Raw genomic sequence first — 26,113 nt, forward strand, 5'->3', positions numbered from 1 at the left:
AGCGTGACGTGAGCACCGGCAGTCACCGGGCCGCCCCGGAGCACACCCACCCCGACGACGTGCCCGTCCTCACGGCGCTGGCCGCCCTCGCCGACCCCGTGCGCATCTCCCTGGTCAGGGAGCTGGCCGGGTCCCCCGACTGGACCCGCAGCTGCGGCAGCTTCGACGTGCCGGTCGGCAAGGCCGCCCTCAGCCACCACTTCGTGGTGCTGCGCGGGGCCGGGCTGGTGGAGCAGCGCGACGAGGGCCCCCGGCGGGTCAACCGGCTGCGCCGGACCGAGTTCGACGCCCGCTTCCCGGGGCTGCTGGACCTGATCCTCAGGGGTGACTGACCCGGCCGGGCGCCCGCGATCTGCCCGTATCGGCGGCGCCGATGGGCCCATCGGCAACACCCCGTACTGGCCCGTGGATCGATGTCCGGCCTGGTCCTAGCGTCGTGGCCATGACCTCGGAACTCAAGGGCACCGCCCAGCTGACCACCGCCATGATGCTCTCCGGCACGCTCGGCGTCTTCGTCGTCGAGTCGGGTGCCTCACCCTTCAACGTCGTCTTCTTCCGCGTCCTGTTCGGCGCCCTCGCCCTGGGCGGCTATGTCGCCGCCCGAGGCTGGCTGCGCGACCACGGCTTCACCCGCCGCACCCTCGGACTCGCCGTCCTGGGCGGGGTGTTCATCGTCTTCAACTGGGTGCTGCTGTTCTCGTCGTACGAGAACACGTCCATCTCGGTCGCCACGGTCGTCTACCACACGCAGCCCTTCTACGTGGTCCTCCTCGGCGCCCTGCTGTTCCGCGAACGGCTCACCGCCGCGAAGGTCGGCTGGATCGCCGTCGCGTTCGCCGGACTGATCCTGGTGTCGGGCGTCACCCCCGGCGACTTCGCGCGCGGCGGCTCGTACCTGCTCGGCATCGGCCAGGCCCTCCTCGCCGCCCTGCTCTACGGCCTGTCCACCCTGGTCACCAAGCGGATCACCGGTGTCCGCCCGCACCTGATCGCCCTCGTCCAGGTCCTCGTCGGCATCCCGCTGCTGCTCCCCTTCGCGGACTTCGGTGCGATGAGCGGGACCGGCTGGGACTGGGGCTGGCTCGTCGGGCTCGGCCTGATCCACACCGGGGTGATGTACGTCCTGATGTACGCCGCGTACGCCAAGCTGCCGACCGCGAAGATCGCCGTACTGGCCTTTGTCTACCCGGCCGTGGCGATGCTGATGGACTGGCTGGTCTACGGCCACCACATCGGGCTCGTCCAGGCGCTGGGCGTGCCGCTGATCGTGACGGCGAGCCTCAAGGTCAGCCTCGCCCGTCCTGTTCGCACAGCAGCCGCCGCGCCCGCTCCACGAACAGCCGGGCGTGCGCCGGAAGCCGCTTCCCGGACCGCCACGCCAGTTGCGTCCGAAGCGTGAACGGCGGCTCCCAGGCGAGCCGTACGAGAGAGCCCTCCGCGAGTTCGGCGGCGACCGTCACCTCGGGCAGCAGCGAGACACCGAGGCCGGCCGCCGCCGCGCGCTTGGTGGCCTCGATCGTGCCGAACTCCATGAAGCCGACGTCTCCGGGGGACCCGAGGGACTTCAGCTCCCGCTCGAACAGGTCCCGGTAGGCGCAGCCCGGCTCGGTGGCCAGCAGGGGCTGCGCCACGAGGTCGGAGGTGGCGACGGCCGCCCCGGCCAGGGCGTGCCCGGGCGCCGCGACGAGCGCCAGCGGCTCGACCGCGAGCACGGCGGTCTCCAGGCCCGGGTGCTCGGTCTCCTCCTCCATCAGGAACCCGACGTCGTACGTGCCCTGACGCAGCGCCTGCCGGGTCTCGTCGCCGATGGTGGTGCGCAGCGCCAGCCGTACCTTGGGGTGGCGGTGGTGGAAGTACTCCAGCAGCGGCGGCAGCCGGTAGGAGGTGAGCGACTCCATGGTGCCGACGGTGAGGGTGCCGGAGGGCTCCTCCGGCTCGACGACGGCCGCCCGGGCCTCTTCCGCCAGCTCGATGATCTGCCGGGCGTACGGCAGCAGCCGCTCACCGGCCTCGGTGAGCCGGATCCGGCTGCCGAGCCGGTCGAACAGCTCGACGCCGAGGGAGGACTCCAGGGCGCGGATCTGACCGGTCACGCTGGACTGCGCGTACGACAGCTCGGCCGCGGCCTGGGTGAAGCTCAGCACGGCGGCGACCTTCTCGAAGGTGACGAGCAGCCGGAGTTCCATCAGCCCTTCTCGGGGTCGTCCTTGTTCAGGGACTTGAGGAACTCGGGGTTGTCGTCGGGGGCGACCCACCGCCCGGGCGTGGCGCCCCCCGCCGGCGCGGTCTGCCGCACCTTGCCGGTGAGCAGCCAGGCGACCGGGCCGACCAGCACCTCGCCGAAGAGCAGGATGATGACCACCCACGCGATCTTCGGCAGATGCCGCACCTCTTCCTCGGGGGTGTTCAGGCAGTCCACGAAGGCAAAGATCCACAGCGCCAGTACCAGCAGGAACGGCAGATACCTGAGCATGGCGTGCGATCCCCCGACGAAGTGAGACGGCCCCGGTGACCGGGCCAGGGTAGCGGGTGGCAGATACTGGGACACATGGCTTACGACGATCTTCGCTCCCTGCTGCGGGCGCTGGAGCGCGAGGGCGACCTCAAGCGCATCAAGGCCGAGGTCGACCCCTATCTGGAAGTCGGGGAGATCGTCGACCGGGTGCAGAAGTCCGGCGGCCCGGCGCTGCTCTTCGAGAACGTGAAGGGCTCGGCGATGCCCCTCGCCATGAACGTCTTCGGCACCGACCGCCGCCTGCTGAAGGCGCTGGGCCTGAAGTCGTACGGCGAGATCTCCGAGAAGATCGGCGGCCTGCTGCGGCCCGAGCTGCCGCACGGCTTCGTCGGCGTCCGCGAGGCCTTCGGCAAGCTCGGCGCGATGACCCACGTGCCGCCCAGGAAGGTCAAAGAGGCTCCCGCGCAGGAGGTCGTCCTGCACGGCGACGAGGTCGACCTCGACCGCCTGCCCGCCCTCTTCACCTGGCCCCAGGACGGCGGCTCCTTCTTCAACCTGGGGCTCACGCACACCAAGGACCCCGAGACCGGTATCCGCAATCTGGGCCTGTACCGCCTGCAGCGCCACGACAAGCGCACCATCGGCATGCACTGGCAGATCCACAAGGACAGCCGGAACCACTACCAGGTGGCCGCCAGGAGGGGGGAGCGGCTGCCCGTCGCCATCGCCTTCGGCTGCCCCCCGGCCGTCACCTACGCCTCCACCGCCCCGCTCCCCGGCGACATCGACGAGTACCTGTTCGCGGGGTTCATCGCGGGCAAGCGGATCGAGATGGTCGACTGCAAGACGGTCCCGCTCCAGGTCCCGGCGAACGCCGAGGTCGTCCTGGAGGGCTGGCTGGAGCCGGGCGAGATGCTGCCCGAGGGCCCCTTCGGCGACCACACCGGCTTCTACACCCCGCAGGAACCCTTCCCGGCGCTGAAGATCGACTGCGTGACCATGCGGAAGCGCCCGCTGCTCCAGTCGATCGTGGTCGGGCGCCCGCCGACGGAGGACGGCCCGCTCGGCCGCGCCACGGAACGCTTCTTCCTGCCGCTGCTGAAGATCATCGTCCCGGACATCGTGGACTACCACCTGCCCGAGGCCGGCGGCTTCCACAACTGCGCGATCGTCTCGATCGACAAGAAGTACCCCAAGCACGCGCAGAAGGTGATGCACGCGATCTGGGGCGCCCACATGATGTCCCTGACCAAGCTGATCGTGGTCGTGGACTCCGACTGCGATGTGCACGATCTGCACGAGGTCGCCTGGCGGGCCCTCGGTAACACCGACTACGCCCGTGACCTCACCGTCGTCGAAGGCCCCGTCGACCATCTCGACCACGCCTCCTACCAGCAGTTCTGGGGCGGCAAGGCGGGGATCGACGCCACGAAGAAGTGGCCGGAGGAGGGGTACACGCGGGACGGAGGCTGGCCGGACATGGTCCTCTCCGACCCCGATACGGCGGCCCTGGTGGACCGCCGCTGGAAGGAGTACGGCCTGTGAGCAGCGCCTCTGCCGCGATCCCCCAGCCGGGACGCACCAAGGCCTTCCTGCGCCTGGTGATGATCGAGCACTCGATCTTCGCGCTCCCCTTCGCCTACATCGCCTCCCTCACGGCGATGTACGAGTGGGACAAGAGCATCCACTGGGGCCGGCTGCTGCTGGTCACCGTCTGCATGGTCGGCCTGCGCACGTTCGCGATGGCGGTCAACCGGATCATCGACCGCGAGATCGACGCCCGTAACCCCCGTACGGCCCACCGCGAGCTGGTGACCGGCGCGATGTCGGTCCGGCACGCCTGGACCGGCGCCCTGATCGCCCTGGTGATCTTCCTGGGCGCGGCGGCCCTGCTGAACCCGCTGTGCCTGGCGCTGGCCCCGGTGGCGGTGATCCCGATGGTGATCTACCCCTACGGCAAACGCTTCACGAACTTCCCGCAGGCCATCCTCGGCCTCGCCCAGGCCATGGGCCCCGTCGGCGGCTGGCTCGCCATCTCCGGCTCCTGGAACTGGGACGCGGTGATCCTCGGCCTCGCCGTCGGTATCTGGATCGGCGGCTTCGACCTGATCTACGCCTGCCAGGACGTCGAGACCGACCGCGAGACCGGCGTCATGTCGGTCCCGGCCCGCTTCGGCATCCCGGCCGCGATCTGGGGCGCCCGGGCCTGCCACACGATCACGACGGCCCTGCTCGTCTGGTACGCCGCCGTCACCGGCGCGGGTGCCTTCTTCTGGTTCGGCCTGCTGATCGTCGCGGGTGCGTTCCTCTACGAGCACTCGATCGTCCGGCCGCACGACCTGTCCCGTCTGAACAGGGCGTTCTTCAGCGTCAACGGCTTCATCGGGATCGCCCTGTTCGTGTGCGCGCTGCTGGACCTGCTGGTGCGCGGTCTGACCTTGTAGAGGGCGTGTGTCGAGGCTGTGCGGGTGCCACACCCCGAAGGCCCCCGCTGATCTTCGGTTGCTACCGTCCGTACGGTAGTTGTACCGACCAACAGAAAAGAACACGGGGTTCATGGTGACGAAACTTGCGCGTGTCGCGACCGTTGTCGCGCTGGTCGGCGGTGTGGTGGCCGGGGTGGTTCCGGCGGCGTCGGCCGCTCCGGCGAAGTCCAGGACGCTGGCGTCGATCACGCTGAGGGCGAAGCCGACCGCCAAATCCACTGCCCTGGGCGTCATCCCCAAGGGCACGGTCATCACGACCAACGACACGTCTTATGTGGCGGGCGCGACCTACAAGGCCTGCGGGGTGAAGGAGCGCCTCTGGTACCCGGTCAAGTGGAAGGGCGCCAAGGGCTACGTCGTCGCCGCCTGCCTCCAATGGGTGTGACGCGTCTGCCGTAAGAACCGAACGCCCGTCGGGAGTGGCCGGTGCCACCCCGGCGGGCGTACGCCTTTGCGGAGCCGAAGACGCCGGACCGGTCCTGAACGACGTCCCGCCCACCGGTACGCTCAAGGTGTGAACGCAGGAGAAACGCGGCGCGTGCCTTGGATCGTGGGGGTGTCCGGTGCATCCGGGACGCCGTATGCGGCGGCCGTGCTGCGGGCGTTGCTGGAGGCGGGGGAGACGGTCGACCTGGTGGTCAGCCGGGCCTCGCGGCTGACCCTGCTGGACGAGACGGGTATCTCGTTCCGCGATGCCCACTGGCAGGACGACCTGCGGGAATGGCTGGCCCGGGGTGCCGACGGCAAGCCCGGGACCTTCGACGTCGACATCAGCGCGGTGCGGTACTGGAACGCGGGCGACCTCGCGGCCGGGCCGTCCTCGGGGTCGTACCCGGCGAAGGGGATGATCATCGTGCCGGCCTCCACCGCCTGTGTGGCCGGAGTCGCCCTCGGACTGTCCAAGGACCTCTTGCAGCGTGCGGCGAGCGTCACCCTGAAGGAACGCCGGACGCTGATCGTGGCCGTACGGGAGACCCCCTTGAACGGCCAGACCCTGCGGCACCTCGTCAGGCTGGACGACGCCGGCGCCGCCGTCGTACCGGTCTCGCCCGGCTTCTACGCCGGCGCCACCCACATTCAGGACCTGGTGGACTTCGTCGCCGGGCGGGTGCTGGACGCGGCGGGCGTCGAGCACGGCCTGTACCGCCGCTGGCAGGGCGAGCTGGGCGGCGGCTCACCGGGCAATCAGCAGTAGGCAGCAGTAGCCAAGCAGTAGCTCTCATCACTTCACGAACTTTCACCGGAAGGCTTCGATCGCATGGACGCGGTGGACAGGCAGCTCATCCAGGCCCTGAGGGAGAACGGCCGGGCCTCCTACGCGGAGCTGGGACGCCTCGTCGGCCTGTCGGGCCCCAGCGTCACCGACCGCATCAACCGTCTGGAGGCGGCCGGTGTCATCACCGGCTACCGCGCCACGGTGAACGCGGCCTCCCTCGGCCTCGGCGTCACCGCGCTGATCGGCATCTCGCTCTCCGACGCCGCCGACCACGAGGACGTCGCCCAGCGCCTGAGGGACCTGCCGGAGATCGAGGACTGCTGGTTCATCGCCGGCGACGACTCCTTCATGCTCAAGGTGCGGGCCACCGACGTGGACGGCCTGGAGCGGATCATCCGGCGGCTGTCCGGCACCAAGGGCGTCTCCCGGACCCGTACCACCATCGTGCTGTCCACGAAGTGGGAGAACCGGGTCGGAGAACTGCCCGAAGAGGTCTAGGGATACCGTTGGTCGGGCTGTCGTAGAAAGGGCGTGTTGGCATGGACGTCGGGCTCAAGCGCGAGCTGGAGGAGAAGGTCCGCTCCGGTGAGCGGCTGACCCGCGAGGACGGCATCGCGCTGTACGAGTCGGACGACCTGGCGTGGCTCGGCGGCCTCGCCCACGAGGTGCGCACCCGCAAGAACGGCGACGTCGTGCACTTCAACGTCAACCGGCACCTGAACATGACCAACGTGTGCACGGCCTCCTGCGCCTACTGCTCCTTCCAGCGCAAGCCGGGGGAGAAGGACGCGTACACGATGCGCATCGAGGAGGCCGTCAAGCTCGCCAAGGCGATGGAGTCGGAGAACCTCACCGAACTGCACATCGTCAACGGCCTGCACCCGAACCTGCCGTGGCGCTACTACCCGCGCTCGCTGCGGGAGCTGAAGGCGGCCCTGCCGAACGTCTCCCTGAAGGCCTTCACGGCCACGGAGATCCACCACTTCGAGACCATCTCCGGGCTCTCCGCCTCCGAGATCCTCGACGAGCTGATCGACGCCGGTCTGGAGTCGCTGACCGGCGGCGGCGCCGAGATCTTCGACTGGGAGGTCCGGCAGCACATCGTGGACCACCGCACCCACTGGGAGGACTGGTCCCGCATCCACCGCCTGGCGCACGAGAAGGGTCTGAAGACCCCGTCCACCATGCTCTACGGCCACATCGAGGAGCCGAGGCACCGGGTCGACCACGTCCTCAGGCTCCGTGAACTGCAGGACGAGACGAACGGCTTCCAGGTCTTCATCCCGCTGCGCTACCAGCACGACTTCGTGGACATGAAGGACGGCAAGATCCGCAACCGCCTTCAGGCCCGCACCCAGATGGCGACCGGCGCGGAGGCGCTGAAGACCTTCGCGGTCTCCCGCCTGCTGTTCGACAACGTCCCGCACGTGAAGGTCTTCTGGGTGATGCACGGCGTGCAGACCGCCCAGCTGGCCCTCCAGCACGGCGCGGACGACATGGACGGCTCGGTCGTCGAGTACAAGATCACCCACGACGCGGACAACTTCGGCACGCCGAACAAGCTGACCCGCGAGGACCTGCTGGAGCTGATCCGCGACGCTGGTTTCCGCCCGGTGGAGCGGAACACGCGGTACGAGATCATCCGCGAGTACGAGGGCCCCGACCCGGCACGCAGGGAGTCCCCCCAGCCGATGCGGGTGTGAGGCCTTCGCCCACCCACCACCCGACTCGGTTGGTGAAGAGGGTGCTCCGAGGGGTACCCGGGGGCGGTGAGTTCCCGTACGACCGCCCCCGAAGACGCCTACACGGCGGAGCCCTTCGTCCCGGATGACGCCGACCTCGCCGCACTCCGCCAAGCTGCCGCAGGCTGCCGTGGCTGCCCCCTGCACGAGAACGCCACGCAGACGGTGTTCGGCGCGGGCAACGCGCACGCGCGCGTGATGCTCGTCGGGGAGCAGCCCGGTGATCAGGAGGACCGGCAGGGCAAGCCGTTCGTCGGCCCGGCCGGGCGGCTGCTCGACAAGGCGCTCGCGGAAGCCGGCATAGACCCGGCGGACGCCTACGTCACCAACGCGGTCAAGCACTTCAAGTTCACGCAGACCGAGCCCCGCAAGCGCCGGATCCACAAGACGCCGAGCCTGCGGGAGATGACCGCCTGCGGGCCCTGGCTCGCGGCGGAGCTGGCGCTGGTGGAGCCGAAGCTGATCGTGGTGCTGGGCGCGACGGCCGGGAAGGCGCTGCTGGGGTCGTCGTTCCGGGTGGGCGAGGTGCGCGGGACCGTACTGGAGGAGGAGATCCACGGGCGGCCGGAGCGGCTGGTGCCGACCGTGCACCCGTCGTCGGTGCTGCGGGCGCAGGACGACGAGGACAGGAAGGCCGCGTACCAGGGGCTCGTCGCCGATCTGAAAGTGGCTGCACGCGCCCTTGGGTAATAGATACGGTGCCTCCATGCCACTTACTTTCACGCTGGACCCCGCCATGACCCCGGCCCTGCGCGACGGCTTCCTGGACCTATGGACGGACGTCTCCAACGCCGGCGGGGCCGTCGGCTTCGTGCCGCCCGTGACGCGGGAGGACATACGCCCCGAACTCGTCCGCTACCTCACCCAGCTCTCCGAGGGGCGCAGCCGGCTGCTCGTCGGGCACGACGAGGACGGGCAGGTGGCCGCCACCGCCGTCCTCGCCCTCAACTCGCACCGGCTCATGACGCACTGGGTGTGGCTGTACACGGTGATGGTCCACCCCCGGCACCAGGGCAAGGGGTACGGCCGGGATCTGCTGGCGGCCGCCGCCGACTCGGCCCGCACGCTCGAGGGCGTCGAGGCGATCCGGCTGACCTGCCGGGGCAGCATGGGCCTGGAGCGGTTCTACGCCTCCTGCGGTTACAAGGAGGTCGGCCGGGTCCCCGCCGCCATCCGGGTCGCCCCGGGCGACGACCGCGACGACATCACCATGCTGCTGACGCTCGCCTGACCCCCCGCGCGACCCCCCTGCAAGATCCCTCCGCTGTCATGCTTCACTGGACGATGACCTGTTTTGGAATCGGACGACTGGATTGAGATGCTCCGCTACACGCTGATGCGCCTCGGCATCTTCGCCGGCTGCCTCGTGGTGGTCTGGGGAGCCGTCTACTCCGGCATCTTCCCGCGCGGCTTCGGCAACTCCAACGGCCTGTGGGTCCTGCTGCTCGCCCTGGTCCTGTCGGCGCCGATCAGCTGGGTGGTGCTGCGCAAGGAGCGGGACCGGGCCTCGGTGCAGATCGTGACCAAGGTCGACCGGATGAAGGCCAACCTGGACGCCAACCGCAGCCAGGAGGACATCGCCGACGACACCGCGCGGGCGCGGGGCGGGGCAGCCGCATCCAACTAGTCTTGCCCTCATGGGTGGGGCGAGGACCAAACGGATGCCGAGGGCCGTGCGCGAGCAGCAGATGCTCGACGCCGCCGTACGGATATTCGGGCAACGCGGCTACATGGCCGCCTCGATGGACGAGATAGCCGAACTCGCGGGCGTCTCCAAGCCGCTGGTCTATCTGTACCTGAACTCCAAGGAAGACCTCTTCACCGCCTGCATCCGGCGCGAGGCCACCGCCCTGGCGGAGGCCGTCCGCGCCGGAGTCCGTGCGGACCTGCCCGCCGATCGCCGGCTCTGGGACGGCCTCCGGGCCTTCTTCGCGCACACCGCCGAGCACCCCGACGCCTGGTCCGTCCTCCACCTCCAGGCCCGCACTCACGGGGAGCCCTTCGCGGCCGAGGTCGCTGCGATGCGCGAGGAGCTCGTCGCGTTCGTGACCCGCCTGGTCGCGATCACGGCCCGCGAGGCCCACCGCGACCCCGACCTGCCGGAGCACGAGGTCGCCGGCCTGGCCGAGGCACTCGTCGGCGCGGCGGAGTCCCTCGCCACCTGGGCCAACACGACGCCCGGCGTCACGGCCAGGCAGGCGGCGGCCACGCTGATGAACTTCGCGTGGGCGGGGCTGGGGAACCTGATGAGCGGCCACCATTGGACTCCGCCGACTGGAGATGCCTAGGGGTGCGGGGCGCCTGGCCAGGTTATGAACGGTTCGCCGATGGCAGCCGTACCTCTCCGGAGAGATGAAGCCGGTCCCCGCCGCCCCCGCGCAGTTCGAACCGGCCGGCGCCGTCCGCGCCGTACGCCACCGTGCCCGGCAGCAGCACGGGTGCCCGGAACCGGGCCCGGACCACGGTGGCGTCGGGTGCGCCGTGGGCGGCCAGGCAGCGCGCCACCGTCCACATGCCGTGTGCGATGGCCCGGGGGAAGCCGAAGAGGCGGGCGGTGAGGGGGTACAGGTGGATGGGGTTGCGGTCGCCCGAGACGGCGCCGTAGCGCCGGCCGATGTCCTCGGCGAGCCGCCACTCGGCGACGACGGGCAGCGGGGCCGGCCGCGCGTCCCGGGACTCGCCGGTCCGGTCGGTCCGATCGGTCCGGTGCCGCGCGAGATAGGTGCTGCACGACTCCCATACGACGTCCCCGCCGGCCCGCATCGCCGTGACCACCGTGGCCGCGGTGCCGCGCCGGTGCGGGGTCAATCCCCCGATCCCCACGCTGAGTTCGTACTCCCCGTCCGCCGGAAGGGAGGTGTGCCGGCTGATCTCGATCGACGTGTGGACGAGGCCCAGCAGCGGCAGCGGAAAGGCCCGGTCGCTCATCAGCCGCATGGCCAACGGGAAGCCGAGGACGTGCGGGTAGGTGACGGGGAGGGCGCTGTCACCGGTCGGGAAGCCGCAGACGCGCTCGTACGCGGCCAGCCGTTCCAGATCGACCCGCAGACCAGGCAGCACCAGACGCCCGCGCGGGAAGTCCGCCTCCGGGGAGGGCCGCTTGAACGGCGAGCGCAACACACCGGCCGTGAGAGACATCAACTCGCCCGCCATATCCGGCCCCCTGCTGACTCTGAAGTAAGGTTACCGCCGGTAAGCCTACGGCGCGAGTCCCAACCCAAAGGGGCGCGGGGAACTGCGCGAGCAACCCACCGCACACCCGCACCCGGCAACGGCCAGAACCCTCAACGGCGCAAGCGAACCAAAAGTGAGCCCCCGTCACATAACCCCCGACGCTGCACACCCCCAGCCCCGGACCACCCCCAAACCCGCACAACCCCCTCACGCCGGACCCGTACGATCGCCTCCCTAACCTGCGGTAACCCCTCCCCGCAAAGGCACCGCAGGTACACGCACGCCAGAGGAGCCGCCCGTGTCCACCCCCTTCCCGAACGCCCCCGTCTCCTCCGGCCCCGCGGTCTCCGCCACCGACTACGACGGCCTCCCGGTCCTCGTGGAGCCCTGGGTCCAGCGGCTGGACGGCGCCGTACGGGAAGTGTCCGTACCGCCGTTCACGTCCCCGGTCAAACACGGCTCCCTCGCGGACCTGCCGTTCGACAACGCCGAGACCGCCCCCGCCCAGACCGTGCTCAGCCGCAAGCTGCCGGACGGCCGCTGGACGGACGTGACCGCCGCGCACTTCGCCGAGCAGGTCCTCGCCGTGGCCAAGGGGCTGATCGCCGAGGGGCTGGCGCCGGGCGACCGCATCGCCGTCATGGCCCGTACGACCTACGAGTGGACGCTGCTCGACTTCGCCGCCTGGGCCGCCGGCCTGGTCACCGTGCCGATCTACCCGACCTCATCCGTCTTCCAGACGCGCTGGATCCTGCACGACTCCGGCGCGGTCGCCCTGATCACCGAGACGGCCGCCCAGGCCTCCGCCGTGGGCCCCGAACTCCAGCACCTGCCCGACCTGCGCCATCTGTGGGTGATGGACAAGGACCACGTGACCCGGCTCGCCGAGGCCGGTGCGCCGGTGCAGGACGGCGAAGTCGCCGTACGGCGCGGCATGCTGGGCCCCGACACCATCGCCACGCTCATCTACACCTCCGGCACCACCGGCCGCCCCAAGGGCTGCGCCCTCTCGCACGGCAACTTCTTCGCCGAGGTCGACAACGCCATCGAGCTGCTCTACCCGGTCTTCAAGTCCCAGGACGAGGAGCCCTCGGTCCTGCTCTTCCTGCCGATGTCCCACGTCTTCGGGCGGATGGTGGCCATCGCCTGCGTCCGCGCCCGGGTCCGCCTCGGTCACGCGCCGAGCCTGGCCGCCGAGGACCTGCTGCCGGACCTCGCCGCCTTCAGACCGACCTGTCTGCTGACCATCCCCTACATGCTGGAGAAGGTCTACAACTCGGCCCGCGCGAAGGCGGAGTCGGGCGGCCGGGTCGCGACCTTCGACCGGGCGGCGGCCGTGGCCCGGCGCTACGGCGAGGCGCTGGAGGCCCGTCAGACCGGCACCGGCAGCGGCCCGAGCCGCTCCCTGAAGACGGCCCGCACCTTCTACGACCCGCTGGTCTACCGCAAGATCCGCGCCGCGATGGGCGGTCGGGTCCGGTACGCCATCTGCGGCGGCTCCCCGCTCGGCCGGCGCCTCGCCGCGTTCTACGCCGGCGCGGGCATCGAGATCTTCGAGGGCTACGGCCTGACGGAGACCACCGGCGCCACGACCGTCACCCCACCCCTCAAACCCCGCCTGGGCACGGTCGGCTGGCCGCTGCCCGGCACCCGCGTCCGCATCGCCGCCGACGGCGAGATCCTGGTCGCGGGCGAGCACGTGCTGCGCGGCTACTGGGACCCGCAGGCCGGCGGTGTCGTCCCCGCGACCAGGGACGGCTGGCTGGCCACGGGAGACATCGGCGAGCTGGACGACGAGGGCTACCTGACCATCACCGGCCGCAAGAAGGAGCTGCTGATCACGGCGGGAGGCAAGTCGGTGGCCCCGGCCCCGCTGGAGAACTGGCTGCGCCAGCACCCGCTGATCTCCCAGGTGATGCTGGTCGGCGACGCCCGTCCGTACGTCGCCGCCCTCATCACCCTCGACCCCGACGGCATCACCCACTGGCGGCAGATGATCGGCAAGCACCCGGTGCCGCCGGAACTCCTCGTCGGCGACCCCGAGTTGGAGGCCGTCCTGCAGCGCGCCATCGACGAGGCCAACAAGCTGGTCTCCCGCCCCGAGTCCATCCGCCGCTTCGCCGTGCTGCCGGTGGACTTCACGGAGGAGGCCGGCCACCTGACCCCCTCGATGAAACTGCGCCGCGCCCAGATCGCGTCCGACTTCGCGAGCGAGGTGGAGGCGCTGTACGCCGGGCGTTGACTCCGAGGGGCCGGTGAGGGTCGGCACCCGCTCCTCGCTGGTCCCGCGTCGTCCGGACTCGGCGAGGCGGGGAGCGGGTTGCCGCCTGGGTCGGTTCGCGGCCCGGCACCGATCCTCGTACGTCACCTGACGCCCAGTCAATCCTTGGGTCTGCTTATCAAACCCAAGTGTTAGCTTGGGTGTTGTGACCCTGGAAGACCTTCGCGTGTTCGTGGCCGTGTGCCGGGCGGGCAGTCTCAGTTCCGTCGCCCGGGACCTCGGCTGCACCCAGTCCGCCGTCAGCCAGCACGTCAAGCGGCTGGAGCGGGAGACAGGGGCCGCGCTGCTGGAACGGCTGCCACGCGGCGTGGTCCCCACACAGGCAGGCCGGATCCTGGAAGCGGCGGCGGCCGAGGGCATATCCGGCCTCGACCTCGCGGTGCGGCAGCTACGCGACCTCATCGACGGCCACAGCGGGTACGTCCGTGTCGCCACCGGTGCCACCACCGTCCGGCACTTCATGTCCGACGCGGTGGTCACCTTCCGCCGCCGCCACCCGAAGGTCAACCTGGAGTTCCGCACGGTCAGTTCGGGACGCGGCACCTTCGACGCGCTGGCCGACGGGGCCCTCGACCTGGCCTGGATCACGGTCGGCTCCCCGGTGCGCGGCATCGAGCAGCGGACGGTCGCGGAACTGCCCTGGGTGCTCGCCGTCCCCGCCGACGACCCGCTCGCCGGACGGCTGGATCTCGACCCCGCCGAACTGCGGGACGTCCGGCTCATCCGGCTGCCCCCCAACTCCACCTCCGCCGTCCACCTGGATGCGGCCTGCGCCGAACGAGGCGTCCGCTTCACCTACGACACGAGCGTCGCCGACTGGGACACGGCCCTGCTGCTGGCCGAGCTGGGCGTGGGGCGGGCGGTCGTACCCGCCGTACCGGGGCTTCCGGTGCCGGGGGTGGGCGAGCTGCGGCTCGTCCCGCTACCCGGCTTGCGCCCGCTGCCGGTCGGCTGGGCGGTCCGCCGCTGGGACGCGCTCAGCCCTCCGGCACGGGCGTTCGCCGACACGGTGGTCGAGTGCCGGGGCGCTGCCGCGGGCTGAGCGGGACTTCGGCCCAGACCGTCTTGCCGACGGTGCGCTCGGCCACGCCCCACGGCGTTAGTCCAGCTACAGCAGCGGTGAAGGCGGCGAATGCCTGGAGGTAGCCGCCCACCCCACCACCATCCACATCCGCGACTCGAAGCAACCCGCCGCCCCCCACCTCACCGTCACCCCCTCCGCCTGGTCAGCCTTCCTTCTGGGCGAGAAGGAACGCCTGGTCCGCTGACTCCGCCAGCGCAGCGTCCCGTACGCGCACGGTGCTGGAGCGGAGGATGAAACCGCCGTCGGTCAGCAGCTCCGCCATGAATTCGGGGCGACGGCGCTCGAAGTCCAGGCTCACCGGGCGACCCCAAGGCTGTGCCAGGTGCAACGGCACCTCACCCGCCTGGAAGGCGAGGAGGAGGTGGCCGCCGGGTACGAGGACGCGGTGGAACTCGGCGAAGAGGCGGGGGAGTTCGGCCACGGGTGTGTGGATGCTGGAGTACCAGGAGACGGCCCCGTCCAGGGAACCGTCGGCGAGGGGCAGCTCCAGCATCGACCCCTGCTCGAACCGCAGAGCGGGATACTCGCGGCGGGCGACGGTGAGCATGGACTCGGAGAGGTCGAGGCCGAAGACGGACAGGCCCAGGCTCGCGAGGTGGGCCGTGACCGCGCCGGGGCCGCAGCCGAGGTCGGCCACGGGGGCGTCCGCGCCGACCAGTTCGGCGTAGGCGGCGAGTAGCGCCCGCTCCAGCGGCCTGTCGGCGAGCGGGTTCCGGAAGTGGTTGGCGTAGTCCTCGGCGACGGCGTCGTAGAAGGTGCGGGTGGCGGTGAGGAAGTCTGCGGTGCCGGTCATGGGGGGACCGTATCGGGGCGCACCGACAGCCCCCTTACGCTGCTGTTCTTGGCCGACTCGGCGGAACGGGGGGATGTGGGCCGATGACCCATGCGATGGAGGTCTTTCAGCCACTGCAGGCGGATGATCCGACGGTGGTGGCCGGTTACCGGCTGGCCGCGCGGCTCGGCGCGGGGGGTATGGGCCGGGTGTACCTGTCGCACACGCAGGGCGGGCGCCCGGTCGCGATCAAGGTCGTACGGCCGGAGCTGGCGGACGACCCGGATTTCCGGCGGCGGTTCCGGCGGGAGATCCAGGCGGCCCAGCGGGTGCGGGGCGCGTACACCGCCGAACTGATCGACGCGGACGCGGACGGCGTACCGCCCTGGCTGGCCACGCTGTACGTGCCCGGGCCTTCCCTGACGGAGGCGGTGGCCCGGCGCGGCCCGCTGCCGGTACCGGCGGTGCTGTGGCTGATCGCGGGGGTGGCCGAGGCGCTGCAGGCGATCCACGGCGCGGGGATCGTGCACCGGGACCTGAAGCCGTCCAACGTGCTGCTGGCCGCCGACGGGCCCCGGGTGATCGACTTCGGCATCGCGATGGCCGCCGACGGCACCTCGTACACGGCGACGGGCGGCACGATCGGCACGCCGTCGTTCATGGCGCCGGAGCAGGCGTCCGGGGGTGAGGTGACCGCGGCGACCGATGTGTTCGCGCTCGGCCAGACGGCGGCGTTCGCGGCGCTGGGCAGGCCGCTCTACGGGGACGGCCCGGCGCTCAACGTGCTGTACCGGATCGTGCACTCCGAACCCGAACTGTCCCTGCTGCCGGAGCCGTTGCGCCCCTTGCTGGCCCGGTGCCTGGCCGCCGATCCGGCCGAGCGGGCCGACTTGGCGGAGACCGTCGCGTGGTGCAGGCAGCGGCTGGGCGAGGACGCCGGCGCGGGCGGGGGACCGGCCGTGTGGCGGGACATCACCGGGCCGGAGGTCGTCGTTCCGGCTCCGGTGCCCGAGCCGACCGTGGCGGGCACCGTGACGACGGCCGGGTGGCCGCAGCCGGTACCGGGCGAGCAGCGGAAGGCGCGCAGGCGGCGGACCGCGGTGGTCGCGGCGGCGGGCGTGGCGGGTGGTGCGCTGCTGGTGTCGGCGCTGGCCTGGTCGGTCATGGACGCGCGGGACCGGGGCGGTCACCGGGCTGCCGCGACCGGCTCCACGACGTCCGGCGCGGGAGGCACCGCAGGGCCGTCGGCATCCTCGGCCGCATCCTCGTCGGCGTCCGCGCCGCAGTCGTCGTCGGAGTCCTCGCCGTCGCCTCGGCAGCCGCAAGCCGAGCCGTACCCCGTACGGATGCTGAACGCGAAGAACTCACTGAGCCTCAAGGACCCGGACGGCACGCTCGACAACCGCAAGGGAGACATCCACTTCGGCTGCAAGGACGTCGGCTGCGAACTGGAGAGCGACAGCAGCGTGTTCGTCCAGATCTTCGGCGGGCACGGCACCACCCTCGACGAGTGCCGTCTCATGCTCAACAGCGCCAAGAACCACCGTCTCACGCTGGCCGCGGCGGCGGGCGGCAGTGAGATCTGCATCAAGGACTCCTCGGGGGACATCGCGCTGTTCGTGATCCAGACGAAGTCGACCGCGGTACCGGACATCGGCTTCGTCGAGGGGGACCTGACGGTCTGGCGGGCGTCCTAGGAACGGCGTCCTGGGAACCTGGAAAACCCCTTCGCACCTGCTCGCCTCGCCCGGTACGGTCTCGAGCGGAGTTCCCACGCGGAGAGTAGGTTTCGTCGATGGCATGTCGTATCAGCGAGCTCGTGCTCGGTTGCCGCGAACCCGAGGTGCTGGCGCGGTTCTGGTGCGAGGTCCTGGACTTCGTGGTGCTCGATCGCGAGGAGGACGGCACCCTCGAGATCGGGCCGCGCGAGGGGTTCGGCGGTCCGCAGCCGACGATCATCCTCAGCCGCAGGGACGAGCCGGAGCAGGGGAAGCCCCGGCTGCACATCGACGTCAACCCCACCGACCGCGATCAGGACGCCGAGCTCGAACGCCTCCTGAAGCTCGGGGCGCGCCCGGCCGACATCGGCCAGACCGGCGAGGAGCAGTGGCACGTTCTCGCCGACCCCGAGGGCAATGAGTTCTGCCTGCTCAAGGCCCGCCTCAACCCGCTCTGACGGTTCCGTGTCCCCGGGGTGGCCCCAAGGCCTAGGCCACCCCGGCCACCCGCAGCAACGCCGTCACCGCGGCCGCTCCCACGACGACCACGACGAACGGCGCCCTGCGCCACGCCAGAAGGCCACCCACCAGCACCCCGGCCGGCCGGGCCCAGCCCGCGAACCCGCCGCCCTCGGTGAGCGCCCCCGTGGCCAGCAGGGCGACCAGCAGCACGACGGCCCCGGCCGAGGCCAACTCCTGCACCCGGGCGGGTATCTCCACGCGCCCGTGCAGTACCGGCCCCACCAGCCGGAGGGCGTACGTGCCCACGGCCAGCACCAGGATCAGGACGACGGTGGCATTCATGCCGTGGCCTCCACAGACTTCCGGCGGTACAGGAACAGCCCCGCCAGAGCCAGCAGCACCGGCACCCCGGCGGGCACGGCGGGCGTTGCGACCAGGGCGATGACGGCGCCGAGCACGGCACACCGCCGTACCGCCCCGTCCGCACGCAGCTGAGGCAGCACCAGTGCGACCAGCACGGCGGGGAACGCGGCGTCCAGGCCGTACCGCGCGGTGTCCCCCAGCGCGCTCCCGGCCAGCGCACCCGCCACCACCCCGATGTTCCACACGGCGAACAGCCCGAGCCCGGAGATCCAGAACGCCCTGCGCCGCCGTACCGGATCGGACTGGGCCAGGGCGAACGCGACCGTCTCGTCGGTGACCAGATGCGCGCCGAGGAAGCGCGCCGCGCGCCCGGTGCCGATGATCTCGGCGACGGCCAGACTGAAGGCGGCCGTCCGGGTGTTCAGCAGCAGCCCCGTCGCCGCGGCGGCGACCGGCCCACCCCCGGCGAGCAGCACGCCCACCGCGCTGAACTGGGCCGACCCGGCGTAGACCACGAGGGACATCACCACCGGCACCCACACCGGCAGCCCGCCCGCGACGGAGACGGCACCGAAGGAGACGCCGACGATCCCGCTGGCCAGCCAGACGAGCGAGCTGTCGCGCACCAGGGAGGCGTCCTCGGAGTCCGTTTCCCCGTCCGCGGATGTTGTTTCTGCTTCTGTTCGCTGTACCGAACGCATGTTTTCTACAATGGAACGCAGACCGTATGTTCGTCAAGGCGAACGATCGTACCGATGGAGCGAACGACATGACCGAGCCGCCTCCCCGGACCCCCGCCCGGCTCCCCCTGGAGTGGATCGCCGCATCGCTCAAGCGCGAGCGCGCCCGCACCGGGCTGTCCCTGTCCGAGCTGGCCAAACGTGCCAGAATCGCGAAGTCCACGCTGTCCCAGCTGGAGGGGGCGAGCGGGAATCCGAACGTGGAGACGCTCTGGGCGCTCGCGGTCGCGCTGGGCGTGCCGTTCAGCGCGCTGGTGGAGCCGCCGGTGGCGAGCGTGCAGGTGATCCGCGCCGGAGAGGGTCCCGAGGTCGCCTCGGAACGGGCGAACTACGTCGCCACCCTGCTGTCCGCGAGCCCCCCGGCGGCCCGGCGGGACATCTACCGCCTGCGCGCCGAGCCGGGAGCGGCCCGCATGTCGGAACCGCACATTCCTGGCACTGTCGAGCATCTGATCGTCGGCTCGGGCCGGGTGAAGGCGGGCCCCGCGGGCGAGGAAGCGGAACTCGGCCCCGGTGATTACATGACCTATCGGGGCGATGTCGCCCACTCGTACGAGGCGCTGGCGCCGGGCACGACCTTCGTCCTCGTCATGCAGCACACCTAGAGAATTCGCGGAGAATTCATCGAGGCCGGGCCGGTCAACGCCGGTGCGGAAAAGGCAGGAGCCCCGTTGCCGGAACGGCGCGGGGCTCCTTGGGTACTGCTATCAGGTTCTGCGATCAGGCAGTGATCAGACGGGGGTGACGTTCTCCGCCTGCGGACCCTTCGGGCCCTGCGTCACGTCAAAGCTCACCTGCTGGTTCTCCTCGAGGGAGCGGAAGCCGGAGGCGTTGATCGCGGAGTAGTGAACGAAGACGTCGGGGCCGCCGCCCTCCTGGGCGATGAAGCCAAAGCCCTTTTCGGCGTTGAACCACTTCACGGTTCCGGTAGCCATAAGCCCTCCTTGGGCTCAAAAGGGTTGCCCTGCTCCAGAACCTGCACGTGCGAAACGGTGCTGCACAACTGCATTCGTCTGAAAACGACGAGAGCCCGCGGTCACATGCTCCGCAGGCTCTGTACTGCAAGGGAAACCAAACTGCAACTTGCGGCAAGCCTAGCATCCGGGCTGCCGAAAGCAATAGAGGTCAAGATCACGTCACCCGGATGTTTGAACATCCGCTGGGCCAATTGACGGCGTGGCGAGGGTGGGGTCGGTCCCGGCACCGTACAACACGGGGTCTAGTCTCGCGATGTGGACAATGCTCGCACCCGGCCGCGCGTCGGCCACATCCAGTTCCTGAACTGCCTGCCCCTGTACTGGGGGCTCGCGAGAACCGGCACCCTGCTCGACTTCGAGCTCACCAAGGACACCCCGGAGAAGCTCAGCGAGCAGATCGTGCGCGGCGACCTCGACATCGGCCCCGTCACCCTGGTCGAGTTCCTGCGCAACGCCGACGACCTGGTCGCCTTCCCGGACATCGCCGTGGGCTGCGACGGGCCGGTGATGTCCTGCGTGATCGTCTCGCAGGTCCCGCTCGACCGCCTGCACGGCGCCCGGGTCGCGCTCGGCTCGACCTCCCGCACCTCGGTCCGCCTCGCCCAGCTGCTGCTCGCCGACCGCTACGGCGTCCAGCCCGACTACTACACCTGCCCGCCCGACCTCAGCCTGATGATGCAGGAGGCGGAGGCGGCGGTCCTCATCGGCGACGCGGCGCTGCGGGCGAACCTGCTGGACGGCCCGCGCTATGGCCTTGAGGTGCACGACCTCGGCGCGCTCTGGAAGGAGTGGACCGGCCTGCCGTTCGTCTTCGCGGTCTGGGCGGCCCGCCGGGACTACGTGGAACGCGAGCCGCTGATCACCCGCCAGGTCCACGAGGCCTTCCTCGCCTCCCGCAACCTCTCCCTGGAGGAGGTCGCCAAGGTCGCCGAACAGGCGGCCCGCTGGGAGGCCTTCGACGAGGCGACCCTGGCCCAGTACTTCACCACCCTCGACTTCAGCTTCGGCAGCCCGCAGCTGGAGGCCGTCGCCGAGTTCGCCCGCCGCGTCGGCCCGACGACCGGTTTCCCGGCGGACGTGAAGGTGGACCTGCTGCGGCACTGAGCGCACGTCACTAGGCTGCTGACCACTGGATGTGCGGTGGGGGGAGTGCGTCATGCAGCCGCTGGGCGTGGACGAGCCGGCCGCCATCGGGCCCTACCGGCTGCTCGGGCGGCTCGGCTCCGGTGGCATGGGCCGGGTCTACCTCGGCCGTAGCGCGGGCGGCCGTACGGTCGCCGTGAAGATCGTGCACCCGCACTTCGCGCTGGACGAGCAGTTCCGCGCCCGCTTCCGGCGCGAGGTGGCGGCCGCCCGCCGGGTCGGCGGCGCCTGGACCGCGCCCGTCCTGGACGCGGACCCGGACGCCCCGGTGCCCTGGGTCGCCACCGCCTACGCGGCCGGCCCGTCCCTCGCCGCGGCCGTCGCCGACACCGGCCCGCTGCCCACGCACACCGTACGGGCCCTGGGCGCGGGCCTCGCCGAGGCGCTGACGGCAGTGCACGAACTGGGCCTGCTCCACCGTGACGTGAAGCCGTCGAACGTCCTGCTGACCCTTGACGGCCCCCTGCTGATCGACTTCGGCATCGCCCGCGCCATGGACGGCACGGCGTCCCTGACCTCCACCGGCGTCTCGATCGGCTCCCCGGGCTATATGGCACCCGAGCAGATCCTCGGCAACGACGCCACGGGCGCGGCGGACGTCTTCTCCCTCGGCGCGGTCCTCGCCTATGCGGCCACCGGCGAACCACCCTTCCGCGGCGACTCCTCGGCCGCGCTGCTCTACAAGGTCGTCCACGAGGAGCCCGAACTGTCCACCATGGACGGGGAGTTGCGCGATCTAGCGGCGGCCTGCCTGACCAAGGACCCGCCCTCCCGCCCTACCCCCACCGAGATCAGCCACCGCCTCGCCCCCGCGGGCGCCGCCAGCCTGGTGACCGGCGGCTGGCTCCCGGGACCTCTGATGGAGCAGGTCAGCCGGAGCGCCGTACGCCTGCTGAACCTGAACCTGGACACGGGGGAGATGCCCCACTCGGGCCCGGTGCCATTCGACACCCCTGCGAAGACAGAGTCCCCTGCCTCGGCATCGGCCGCGTCTGTCACTGACGCCGGTGTCTTCGGGCCTCCGCCCGCGATGAACCCCGCGGAACTCACTGTCGTGCCCGGGCAGCGTGACGCACCCCCACCCGGCCGGATCTCCGTCAGCATGGCGGCGGCCGCCACACCGGTGGAGGGCGCCCGCGGCCGCCGCCTGAGCTGCACGGTCGTACTGGCGGTCGCCGGAGCGCTGGCCGCCGGCACCCTGAGCCTCGGTGTACTCCTGCGCCCCTGGTCCCACCAGGACGAGGACAAGGGCGCAGGCAGCGCCCCCTCCCACTCCCAGGCACCGACGGCGGCGTCCAGCACGGCCACGGGCGGCACCGGCGCCCCGGACAACAACCCCACGCCCGGCACGATCCCGGCCCGCTACCTCGGCACCTGGGAGGGCCAGGCCACCGCCCTCGACGGCAACCTGCCCATCGGAACGTTCCGCCTCACCGTCCACCGCGCCGGTGTCGGCGAGGAATTGGGCCGCCTGACCCAGACCGACCAGCTCGGCGGGGTGTGCACCGACATCCTCACCCTGAAACAAGTCACCGGCACGAACCTGGTCGCCACCTCCACCGGCGCCAAGGGCAACCACGCAGGCTGCGACCCGGCCACGCACCAGATCGAGCTGACACCGGTCGGCGACGACCTGAAGTACACGTCGGACAGCTCGGCGGAGGGGAATCCGGTGTCGCGGATGTCGAAGGTGGGGTGAGGGTCCACGAGCTGGTCGCTCACTCGGGGTTGGCCTGCACATCGACGGCGGACTTGCGCCAGTCGGGCATGGCCCAGACCTTGAGGACCTTGACGCGCAGGCCGTGTCCCCACACGACGTCGCCAGGTGCGACCTGGAACGAGGTGCCGTCTCCGTAGGAGCCACCGTCAAGGAGCGGCCGGATCATCAGGCCGGCCTGGTGAGGGCCGGAGCTGTGGATGGGACGGCCGATCTGGAGCCCCACCTTGGATCCGTCGGGAAGCTTGACGAACGCGGTGGGCAGCTGCGGGGCCGAGTTGCCACCAGTGTTGGAGAAGGTGACGCGGTAGACGTCCGAGGCGTGCGAGCCGAGGGCGGGAGGAGTCTGGTTCCAGTACACGAGGAAACCGATCACGCTCCCGACCACCACGGTGACGGGGACGAGTACCCAGACGAGCAGTCGGCGGCGGCGGACGGGGCTCACGGCCTTACCTCCGGCGCGTCGGTCTCTGCGGTCTGCTCGGACTCCTCGACGGTGACGACGACGTATCCGTCACGGTCGCCGGGGAACACCTCGGTGAAGCGGACGGTGTGACACCCGGTGGCGACTTCCCCGCCCTCGCGGACTTCCACCACGTCGGCGAAGCCCGCCGCCCCGTCGAGGATGTCGATCCGGGCCGCGCGGTCCCCAGGATCCGGGCTCATCGCGACGATGCCCAGGAATGACGGGGCCGAGACGCAGCCTGCCGCTGTGCACCAGGCGATGCTCCTGTGGAACGTGTGTCATCGGATCACACCTTGCCCTTCGTGGTGCCGACCTCGCGAAAGTACTCGTGCCACTGGTCCTCGGTCAGGGTGATCTCCTGCGGGACCTTCACGTTCGCATCGTCGACCCCGTCTTTGCCCCAAGGGTTCAGCAGCGTCACGGTAGGCGGGTGCGCGTCGGTGTCGACGTGCTCGACCACATACTCGTGGGTGGTGACGACCTGGTGATTGTCCGTGGAGTCGCTGCCCCCGAAGAACCACAGCGTCTTGTTGTCCTTGCTGCCGGTCGTGACCGCGTACCCCTGGTCGAGCTTGTTCTTCAGGTCCGTCAGGGAGAGGTCGCCGGCGTCGAGCCGCTCGCTCGACTGACCGGTGAGGGCGTTCAGCCCCTCGTCGCCCCAGCCACCGTCGATGCCCTTGTAGCCACCGCGGAGTTGGGCGAAGGCCATCTCATAGATGGCCACCCACTTCACCTTGTCACGGTGTAGGTGCCGTTGGGGTTCTCGCGGATGTGGTCCCGGAAGAACTGGGGGTCCTGCTGGCCCACAGCGCCCAGGGAGGCCAGGAACCAGCAGTCGCCCTCGTTGCCTTGGGCGAGGTCGTGCCTGATGTCCACGCCGTTCGCTCCGAACAGGTCGCCGTCGACGTCGCCGTACGCGTAGTCCCCGTCGATCGTCGGCTGCAGGCAGGGCATGTCCTTCGAGACCTTGGCCACGTTGGCCGCCGAGAGGTGGCTGAACATCAGGTTCGCCCAGTCGCGGTGCAGCTTGTCCGCGTCACCGAACGAGAACTCCATCTGCTGGTCCAGCCTCTGCAGCTCATGGTCCGACAGCTTGGAGACCACCGCATCCAGCTCGGTGGGGGTGAGCGTCTGGAACTCCTTGAGAATCGGGTCCGATCCGGTGGTGACGTAGAAACCGCGGGCGACCACCTCGTCGTCGAGGTGCTGTCGGAAGCACTTCAGCGCCTCCTGGATCTTCTTCGGATCCGGCGGCTTCTCGTCCGCGAAGACCATCGCAGGGTCGACCGGGTAGCCCAGGTCCGCCAGCTTCCGCACCCCCTCCAGCTGGGCGAGGCGGCGCTTGATATCCGTCTGCATGTCACCGAGTTGGCCGCTCAGCACGCCGGGAAGATGAACTGTGCCACCGAACAGGGAGAAGTCACCGAGGGGGGTGGCGAGGGCCTGGAGATCCGGATCGTTCCAGGCAACCTTGCCGGCGGACAGGTTCGTCTGCGCCATCTCCATGACGGCCTTGAGGCTCCGGTGGAGCGAGGAGGCGTGTGAGGCGAGTCCGTCCAGGTCCCCCGCGAGCTTCCGCACCCCCGGTATGTCGAACCCGACGTATCCGTCACCCATCAGTGGCCCCCACGCGCCGCAGTCTTCTTGTCCGCATCCTTCGCCTTGGACTCGAGATCCGTGGCCTCGGCGTCCCACCGCTTGGCGTCGGCCAGAAGCGCAGTGGCCATCGACTGGAGCGCGGAACGGCGCTTCTGCAGGGCCTGGGTGCACTGCTGGGCGTAGGGGCCGTGCCATATGGCCAAACCCCACTAGCTGTTGCGTACGACGAAGTCGTTGATGCCGTTGGAGGCCTGCTTGGTGACGTCGTTGAGGTAGCCGCCCAGCTTGGGCGCTATGCTCCGCGCCTGACGCGCGGCCTCACGCAGATTCTTCGCCCGGCTGCGCAACGTCGCGGCGTCGTCCTGGTCTGCCATGTCCCCCGCGTCCCATCCGTCCCTGGCGTCTTCGAAACCCTAGACGAGGGGAATTCGGGCATCGGGCTCCGTATCCGATGCGTGACCGAAGATCCACATCTCCTGCTGACCGTGCGGATCGACGACGAGCTGACAGCCCGCCACGACCGGCGGTCTCCTCGGGCTCGTCTGATCTTCGGGGCAGCTCCGTCAGACCTTCGGGTCGGAGGAGGTGGGGATGCAGTCCGAGCCGATGCTGATGAACATGGATGACGCGTCCTGTACCCCCACCCCGATCCACCGCCGGATTTGGGGACCGTGGCTCCAACCCTGGCCGTTTTCGGGTTCGGGAGGTCGGGCGTGTATCCGGCCTTGGTGAAGTGTGCCTGCGCCGCGTCCATCATGGGCTGAGAGGCGTCCTGGGGAACGGCGACCTTCAGGACGTAGTCGTAGGAGAACCTGTGCACCCCGGGTGTCTCGGTCGAGCACCTCTCCCAGCAGCTGCTGTCGATCGACGTGGCGGTCGATCCGATGGCGGGGCGGACCGCTTCGAGTGTCTCCTGCGCAAGCGACTGCGCCTCCTTCAGATCGGCACCGACACCACCGAGGTCGTGCAACGCACCTTCCGCATCACCGCTCAGGAGGTCACCGCCGACGCCGATCACCTTGTTCCCAGTTCCACGTGCAGGGCCCGCTGCCCGGCAATCTTCGCCAGGGCCTCCAGGGAAGATGCCTTGATCGGCTTGGGGCCACTGGCCGTAACGACTACGACAGCTGTCCCCACCCTGGCCACGGACATCAGAATCCTGCCGTCCTGGCCCCACGAGCCCGAGTGCCCCTGGCTCTGATTGCCTACGTGACTGATCGCGAGGGGATCAGGTGCAAGGGGGTCGTTGTTCTCCAGCTTGAAACCGGCGACTGCTTCGGCCTTGCTGGTGAATGTCGTGATGTCACATTTGATTAGTTCATCGTCCGTCGCATGCTGGAACCGAATCTCCGCTCTGGCTTCGTATCCGCAAGGTTTGGGCTCGTTGTGGCATGCCGGACTGCCGGACAAATGGGCCGCATGGCGCAGATCCTGCGATGAGGCGGCGCGGGCAACCTTCCAGTCGGCCGGGAGGTCACTCAGCTGCGGAAGCGCTGACCGGGCTTGGGAGGCCGTCACGACTGTGGACGGGTCGTCCTTGCCCAGCATCGGCTCGCCTGTTCCATGGCTGCTTGCGCCATGTCCGCAGGCGCAAGTGAGCGCTGCGGTTCCTGCAGCGACCAGCCGCCACGCCCAGTGCTTGCGCGGTCGACGCGGGGCAGCGATCTCCATGGTTTGTCTTCTCCTGCCTTCGGACGAGACCAGCGGATGGCGTGCCT

The 26,113-nt window shown here is 70.2% G+C and carries 34 protein-coding genes; 20 read left to right on the top strand and 14 right to left on the bottom strand.

Annotated elements, in window-relative coordinates; all coding sequences use genetic code 11:
* Positions 1-8 precede the first annotated feature (8 nt).
* Positions 9-332, top strand: coding sequence for an ArsR/SmtB family transcription factor (locus ACWC0C_RS23595; RefSeq protein WP_450865663.1), 324 nt, complete (start codon positions 9-11; stop codon positions 330-332).
* A 110-nt stretch (positions 333-442) separates the two neighbouring features.
* Positions 443-1,399 (top strand): DMT family transporter, encoded by a 957-nt coding sequence (locus ACWC0C_RS23600; protein ID WP_450865664.1) that lies wholly within the window; start codon positions 443-445, stop codon positions 1,397-1,399.
* Here ACWC0C_RS23600 and ACWC0C_RS23605 read toward each other — a convergent pair.
* Together ACWC0C_RS23605 and ACWC0C_RS23610 are read right to left on the bottom strand one after the other, a co-directional pair.
* On the bottom strand, positions 1,287-2,186 hold the full coding sequence (locus ACWC0C_RS23605) for a LysR family transcriptional regulator (protein WP_449196406.1): 900 nt from the start codon (positions 2,184-2,186) through the stop codon (positions 1,287-1,289). The genes ACWC0C_RS23600 and ACWC0C_RS23605 overlap by 113 nt on opposite strands.
* On the bottom strand, positions 2,186-2,473 hold the full coding sequence (locus ACWC0C_RS23610) for a PLD nuclease N-terminal domain-containing protein (RefSeq protein ID WP_449196405.1): 288 nt from the start codon (positions 2,471-2,473) through the stop codon (positions 2,186-2,188). Before ACWC0C_RS23610 ends, ACWC0C_RS23605 begins: the two co-directional genes overlap by 1 nt.
* Before the next feature lie 75 nt (positions 2,474-2,548).
* Here ACWC0C_RS23610 and ACWC0C_RS23615 point away from each other — a divergent pair, with 75 nt between their 5' ends.
* The 10 genes from ACWC0C_RS23615 to ACWC0C_RS23660 all read left to right on the top strand — a co-directional run bounded on the left by ACWC0C_RS23615 (position 2,549) and on the right by ACWC0C_RS23660 (position 10,187).
* Positions 2,549-4,000, top strand: a complete 1,452-nt coding sequence (locus tag ACWC0C_RS23615; RefSeq protein WP_449196404.1) for a menaquinone biosynthesis decarboxylase — start codon at positions 2,549-2,551, stop codon at positions 3,998-4,000.
* Positions 3,997-4,899, top strand: coding sequence for a menaquinone biosynthesis prenyltransferase MqnP (gene mqnP / locus ACWC0C_RS23620; protein ID WP_450865666.1), 903 nt, complete (start codon positions 3,997-3,999; stop codon positions 4,897-4,899). The genes ACWC0C_RS23615 and mqnP overlap by 4 nt, the downstream gene beginning before the upstream one ends.
* Before the next feature lie 112 nt (positions 4,900-5,011).
* On the top strand, positions 5,012-5,326 hold the full coding sequence (locus ACWC0C_RS23625) for an SH3 domain-containing protein (RefSeq protein WP_450865668.1): 315 nt from the start codon (positions 5,012-5,014) through the stop codon (positions 5,324-5,326).
* Positions 5,327-5,479: 153 nt separating this feature from the next.
* Positions 5,480-6,136, top strand: coding sequence for a UbiX family flavin prenyltransferase (locus ACWC0C_RS23630; protein ID WP_450865670.1), 657 nt, complete (start codon positions 5,480-5,482; stop codon positions 6,134-6,136).
* A gap of 63 nt (positions 6,137-6,199) precedes the next feature.
* Positions 6,200-6,655 carry an Lrp/AsnC family transcriptional regulator gene (locus ACWC0C_RS23635; protein ID WP_360746680.1) on the top strand — a complete coding sequence of 152 codons (456 nt, stop codon included), beginning with the start codon at positions 6,200-6,202 and terminating at the stop codon, positions 6,653-6,655.
* 41 nt (positions 6,656-6,696) lie between these two features.
* Positions 6,697-7,860 carry an aminofutalosine synthase MqnE gene (mqnE, locus tag ACWC0C_RS23640; RefSeq protein WP_449196401.1) on the top strand — a complete coding sequence of 388 codons (1,164 nt, stop codon included), beginning with the start codon at positions 6,697-6,699 and terminating at the stop codon, positions 7,858-7,860.
* Between the two features lie 66 nt (positions 7,861-7,926).
* The gene (locus tag ACWC0C_RS23645) at positions 7,927-8,589 is read left to right on the top strand and encodes a UdgX family uracil-DNA binding protein (protein WP_450865671.1); all 663 of its coding nucleotides are present in this window, start codon (positions 7,927-7,929) and stop codon (positions 8,587-8,589) included.
* A gap of 16 nt (positions 8,590-8,605) precedes the next feature.
* Positions 8,606-9,130, top strand: coding sequence for an N-acetyltransferase family protein (locus ACWC0C_RS23650; RefSeq protein WP_450865673.1), 525 nt, complete (start codon positions 8,606-8,608; stop codon positions 9,128-9,130).
* 87 nt (positions 9,131-9,217) lie between these two features.
* Positions 9,218-9,526: a DUF4229 domain-containing protein gene (locus ACWC0C_RS23655; protein WP_449196398.1), complete on the top strand. Its 309-nt coding sequence runs from the start codon at positions 9,218-9,220 to the stop codon at positions 9,524-9,526.
* Positions 9,527-9,536: 10 nt separating this feature from the next.
* A complete protein-coding gene (locus ACWC0C_RS23660) occupies positions 9,537-10,187 on the top strand; it encodes a TetR/AcrR family transcriptional regulator (RefSeq protein WP_449196397.1) in 651 nt (216 codons plus the stop codon).
* A gap of 22 nt (positions 10,188-10,209) precedes the next feature.
* Here ACWC0C_RS23660 and ACWC0C_RS23665 read toward each other — a convergent pair whose 3' ends face one another.
* Positions 10,210-11,052, bottom strand: a complete 843-nt coding sequence (locus ACWC0C_RS23665; protein WP_450865674.1) for a MaoC family dehydratase — start codon at positions 11,050-11,052, stop codon at positions 10,210-10,212.
* 400 nt (positions 11,053-11,452) lie between these two features.
* On the opposite strand from ACWC0C_RS23665, the gene ACWC0C_RS23670 reads away from it, so the two are divergent.
* The 3 genes from ACWC0C_RS23670 to ACWC0C_RS23680 all read left to right on the top strand — a co-directional run bounded on the left by ACWC0C_RS23670 (position 11,453) and on the right by ACWC0C_RS23680 (position 14,622).
* Positions 11,453-13,315, top strand: a complete 1,863-nt coding sequence (locus ACWC0C_RS23670) for an AMP-dependent synthetase/ligase (RefSeq protein ID WP_450865810.1) — start codon at positions 11,453-11,455, stop codon at positions 13,313-13,315.
* A gap of 184 nt (positions 13,316-13,499) precedes the next feature.
* Positions 13,500-14,396 (top strand): LysR family transcriptional regulator, encoded by an 897-nt coding sequence (locus tag ACWC0C_RS23675; protein WP_450865676.1) that lies wholly within the window; start codon positions 13,500-13,502, stop codon positions 14,394-14,396.
* Between the two features lie 121 nt (positions 14,397-14,517).
* On the top strand, positions 14,518-14,622 hold the full coding sequence (locus ACWC0C_RS23680) for a DUF397 domain-containing protein (RefSeq protein ID WP_450865812.1): 105 nt from the start codon (positions 14,518-14,520) through the stop codon (positions 14,620-14,622).
* On the opposite strand, the gene ACWC0C_RS23685 is transcribed toward ACWC0C_RS23680, so the two are convergent.
* Entirely contained in the window at positions 14,581-15,231 is a 651-nt protein-coding gene (locus ACWC0C_RS23685) for a class I SAM-dependent methyltransferase (protein ID WP_450865678.1), read from the bottom strand. The genes ACWC0C_RS23680 and ACWC0C_RS23685 overlap by 42 nt on opposite strands.
* Before the next feature lie 83 nt (positions 15,232-15,314).
* Here ACWC0C_RS23685 and ACWC0C_RS23690 point away from each other — a divergent pair, with 83 nt between their 5' ends.
* The gene (locus ACWC0C_RS23690) at positions 15,315-16,907 is read left to right on the top strand and encodes a serine/threonine-protein kinase (RefSeq protein ID WP_450865680.1); all 1,593 of its coding nucleotides are present in this window, start codon (positions 15,315-15,317) and stop codon (positions 16,905-16,907) included.
* A 98-nt stretch (positions 16,908-17,005) separates the two neighbouring features.
* Positions 17,006-17,386 (top strand): VOC family protein, encoded by a 381-nt coding sequence (locus tag ACWC0C_RS23695; RefSeq protein WP_449196392.1) that lies wholly within the window; start codon positions 17,006-17,008, stop codon positions 17,384-17,386.
* Positions 17,387-17,417: 31 nt separating this feature from the next.
* Here ACWC0C_RS23695 and ACWC0C_RS23700 read toward each other — a convergent pair whose 3' ends face one another.
* The gene (locus ACWC0C_RS23700) at positions 17,418-17,732 is read right to left on the bottom strand and encodes an AzlD domain-containing protein (RefSeq protein WP_449196391.1); all 315 of its coding nucleotides are present in this window, start codon (positions 17,730-17,732) and stop codon (positions 17,418-17,420) included.
* Positions 17,729-18,454 (bottom strand): AzlC family ABC transporter permease, encoded by a 726-nt coding sequence (locus ACWC0C_RS23705; protein WP_449196390.1) that lies wholly within the window; start codon positions 18,452-18,454, stop codon positions 17,729-17,731. Before ACWC0C_RS23705 ends, ACWC0C_RS23700 begins: the two co-directional genes overlap by 4 nt.
* Positions 18,455-18,522: 68 nt before the next feature.
* Here ACWC0C_RS23705 and ACWC0C_RS23710 point away from each other — a divergent pair, with 68 nt between their 5' ends.
* A complete protein-coding gene (locus tag ACWC0C_RS23710) occupies positions 18,523-19,098 on the top strand; it encodes a helix-turn-helix domain-containing protein (RefSeq protein ID WP_450865683.1) in 576 nt (191 codons plus the stop codon).
* 126 nt (positions 19,099-19,224) lie between these two features.
* Here the strand turns inward: ACWC0C_RS23710 and ACWC0C_RS23715 are convergent, their stop codons facing one another.
* Positions 19,225-19,428 (bottom strand): cold-shock protein, encoded by a 204-nt coding sequence (locus ACWC0C_RS23715; RefSeq protein WP_003992177.1) that lies wholly within the window; start codon positions 19,426-19,428, stop codon positions 19,225-19,227.
* A 297-nt stretch (positions 19,429-19,725) separates the two neighbouring features.
* On the opposite strand from ACWC0C_RS23715, the gene ACWC0C_RS23720 reads away from it, so the two are divergent.
* On the top strand, positions 19,726-20,574 hold the full coding sequence (locus ACWC0C_RS23720) for a menaquinone biosynthetic enzyme MqnA/MqnD family protein (RefSeq protein ID WP_449196388.1): 849 nt from the start codon (positions 19,726-19,728) through the stop codon (positions 20,572-20,574).
* A 52-nt stretch (positions 20,575-20,626) separates the two neighbouring features.
* A complete protein-coding gene (locus ACWC0C_RS23725; protein ID WP_450865685.1) occupies positions 20,627-22,312 on the top strand; it encodes a serine/threonine-protein kinase in 1,686 nt (561 codons plus the stop codon).
* A gap of 19 nt (positions 22,313-22,331) precedes the next feature.
* On the opposite strand, the gene ACWC0C_RS23730 is transcribed toward ACWC0C_RS23725, so the two are convergent.
* The 7 genes from ACWC0C_RS23730 to ACWC0C_RS23760 all read right to left on the bottom strand — a co-directional run bounded on the left by ACWC0C_RS23730 (position 22,332) and on the right by ACWC0C_RS23760 (position 26,066).
* The gene (locus ACWC0C_RS23730) at positions 22,332-22,775 is read right to left on the bottom strand and encodes a hypothetical protein (protein WP_450865686.1); all 444 of its coding nucleotides are present in this window, start codon (positions 22,773-22,775) and stop codon (positions 22,332-22,334) included.
* The gene (locus ACWC0C_RS23735) at positions 22,772-22,996 is read right to left on the bottom strand and encodes a hypothetical protein (RefSeq protein WP_450865688.1); all 225 of its coding nucleotides are present in this window, start codon (positions 22,994-22,996) and stop codon (positions 22,772-22,774) included. The genes ACWC0C_RS23730 and ACWC0C_RS23735 overlap by 4 nt, the downstream gene beginning before the upstream one ends.
* 86 nt (positions 22,997-23,082) lie before the next feature.
* Positions 23,083-23,520 (bottom strand): C2 family cysteine protease, encoded by a 438-nt coding sequence (locus ACWC0C_RS23740; RefSeq protein WP_450865690.1) that lies wholly within the window; start codon positions 23,518-23,520, stop codon positions 23,083-23,085.
* A gap of 5 nt (positions 23,521-23,525) precedes the next feature.
* Positions 23,526-24,413 carry a hypothetical protein gene (locus ACWC0C_RS23745; RefSeq protein ID WP_450865692.1) on the bottom strand — a complete coding sequence of 296 codons (888 nt, stop codon included), beginning with the start codon at positions 24,411-24,413 and terminating at the stop codon, positions 23,526-23,528.
* Positions 24,413-24,598: a hypothetical protein gene (locus ACWC0C_RS23750; protein WP_450865693.1), complete on the bottom strand. Its 186-nt coding sequence runs from the start codon at positions 24,596-24,598 to the stop codon at positions 24,413-24,415. The genes ACWC0C_RS23745 and ACWC0C_RS23750 overlap by 1 nt, the downstream gene beginning before the upstream one ends.
* Positions 24,599-24,604: 6 nt before the next feature.
* Positions 24,605-24,769, bottom strand: coding sequence for a hypothetical protein (locus ACWC0C_RS23755; protein ID WP_450865695.1), 165 nt, complete (start codon positions 24,767-24,769; stop codon positions 24,605-24,607).
* A gap of 640 nt (positions 24,770-25,409) precedes the next feature.
* Positions 25,410-26,066, bottom strand: a complete 657-nt coding sequence (locus ACWC0C_RS23760) for a hypothetical protein (RefSeq protein WP_450865696.1) — start codon at positions 26,064-26,066, stop codon at positions 25,410-25,412.
* Positions 26,067-26,113: the final 47 nt, after the last annotated feature.

This window comes from Streptomyces sp. NPDC001709 (genome assembly GCF_053596375.1).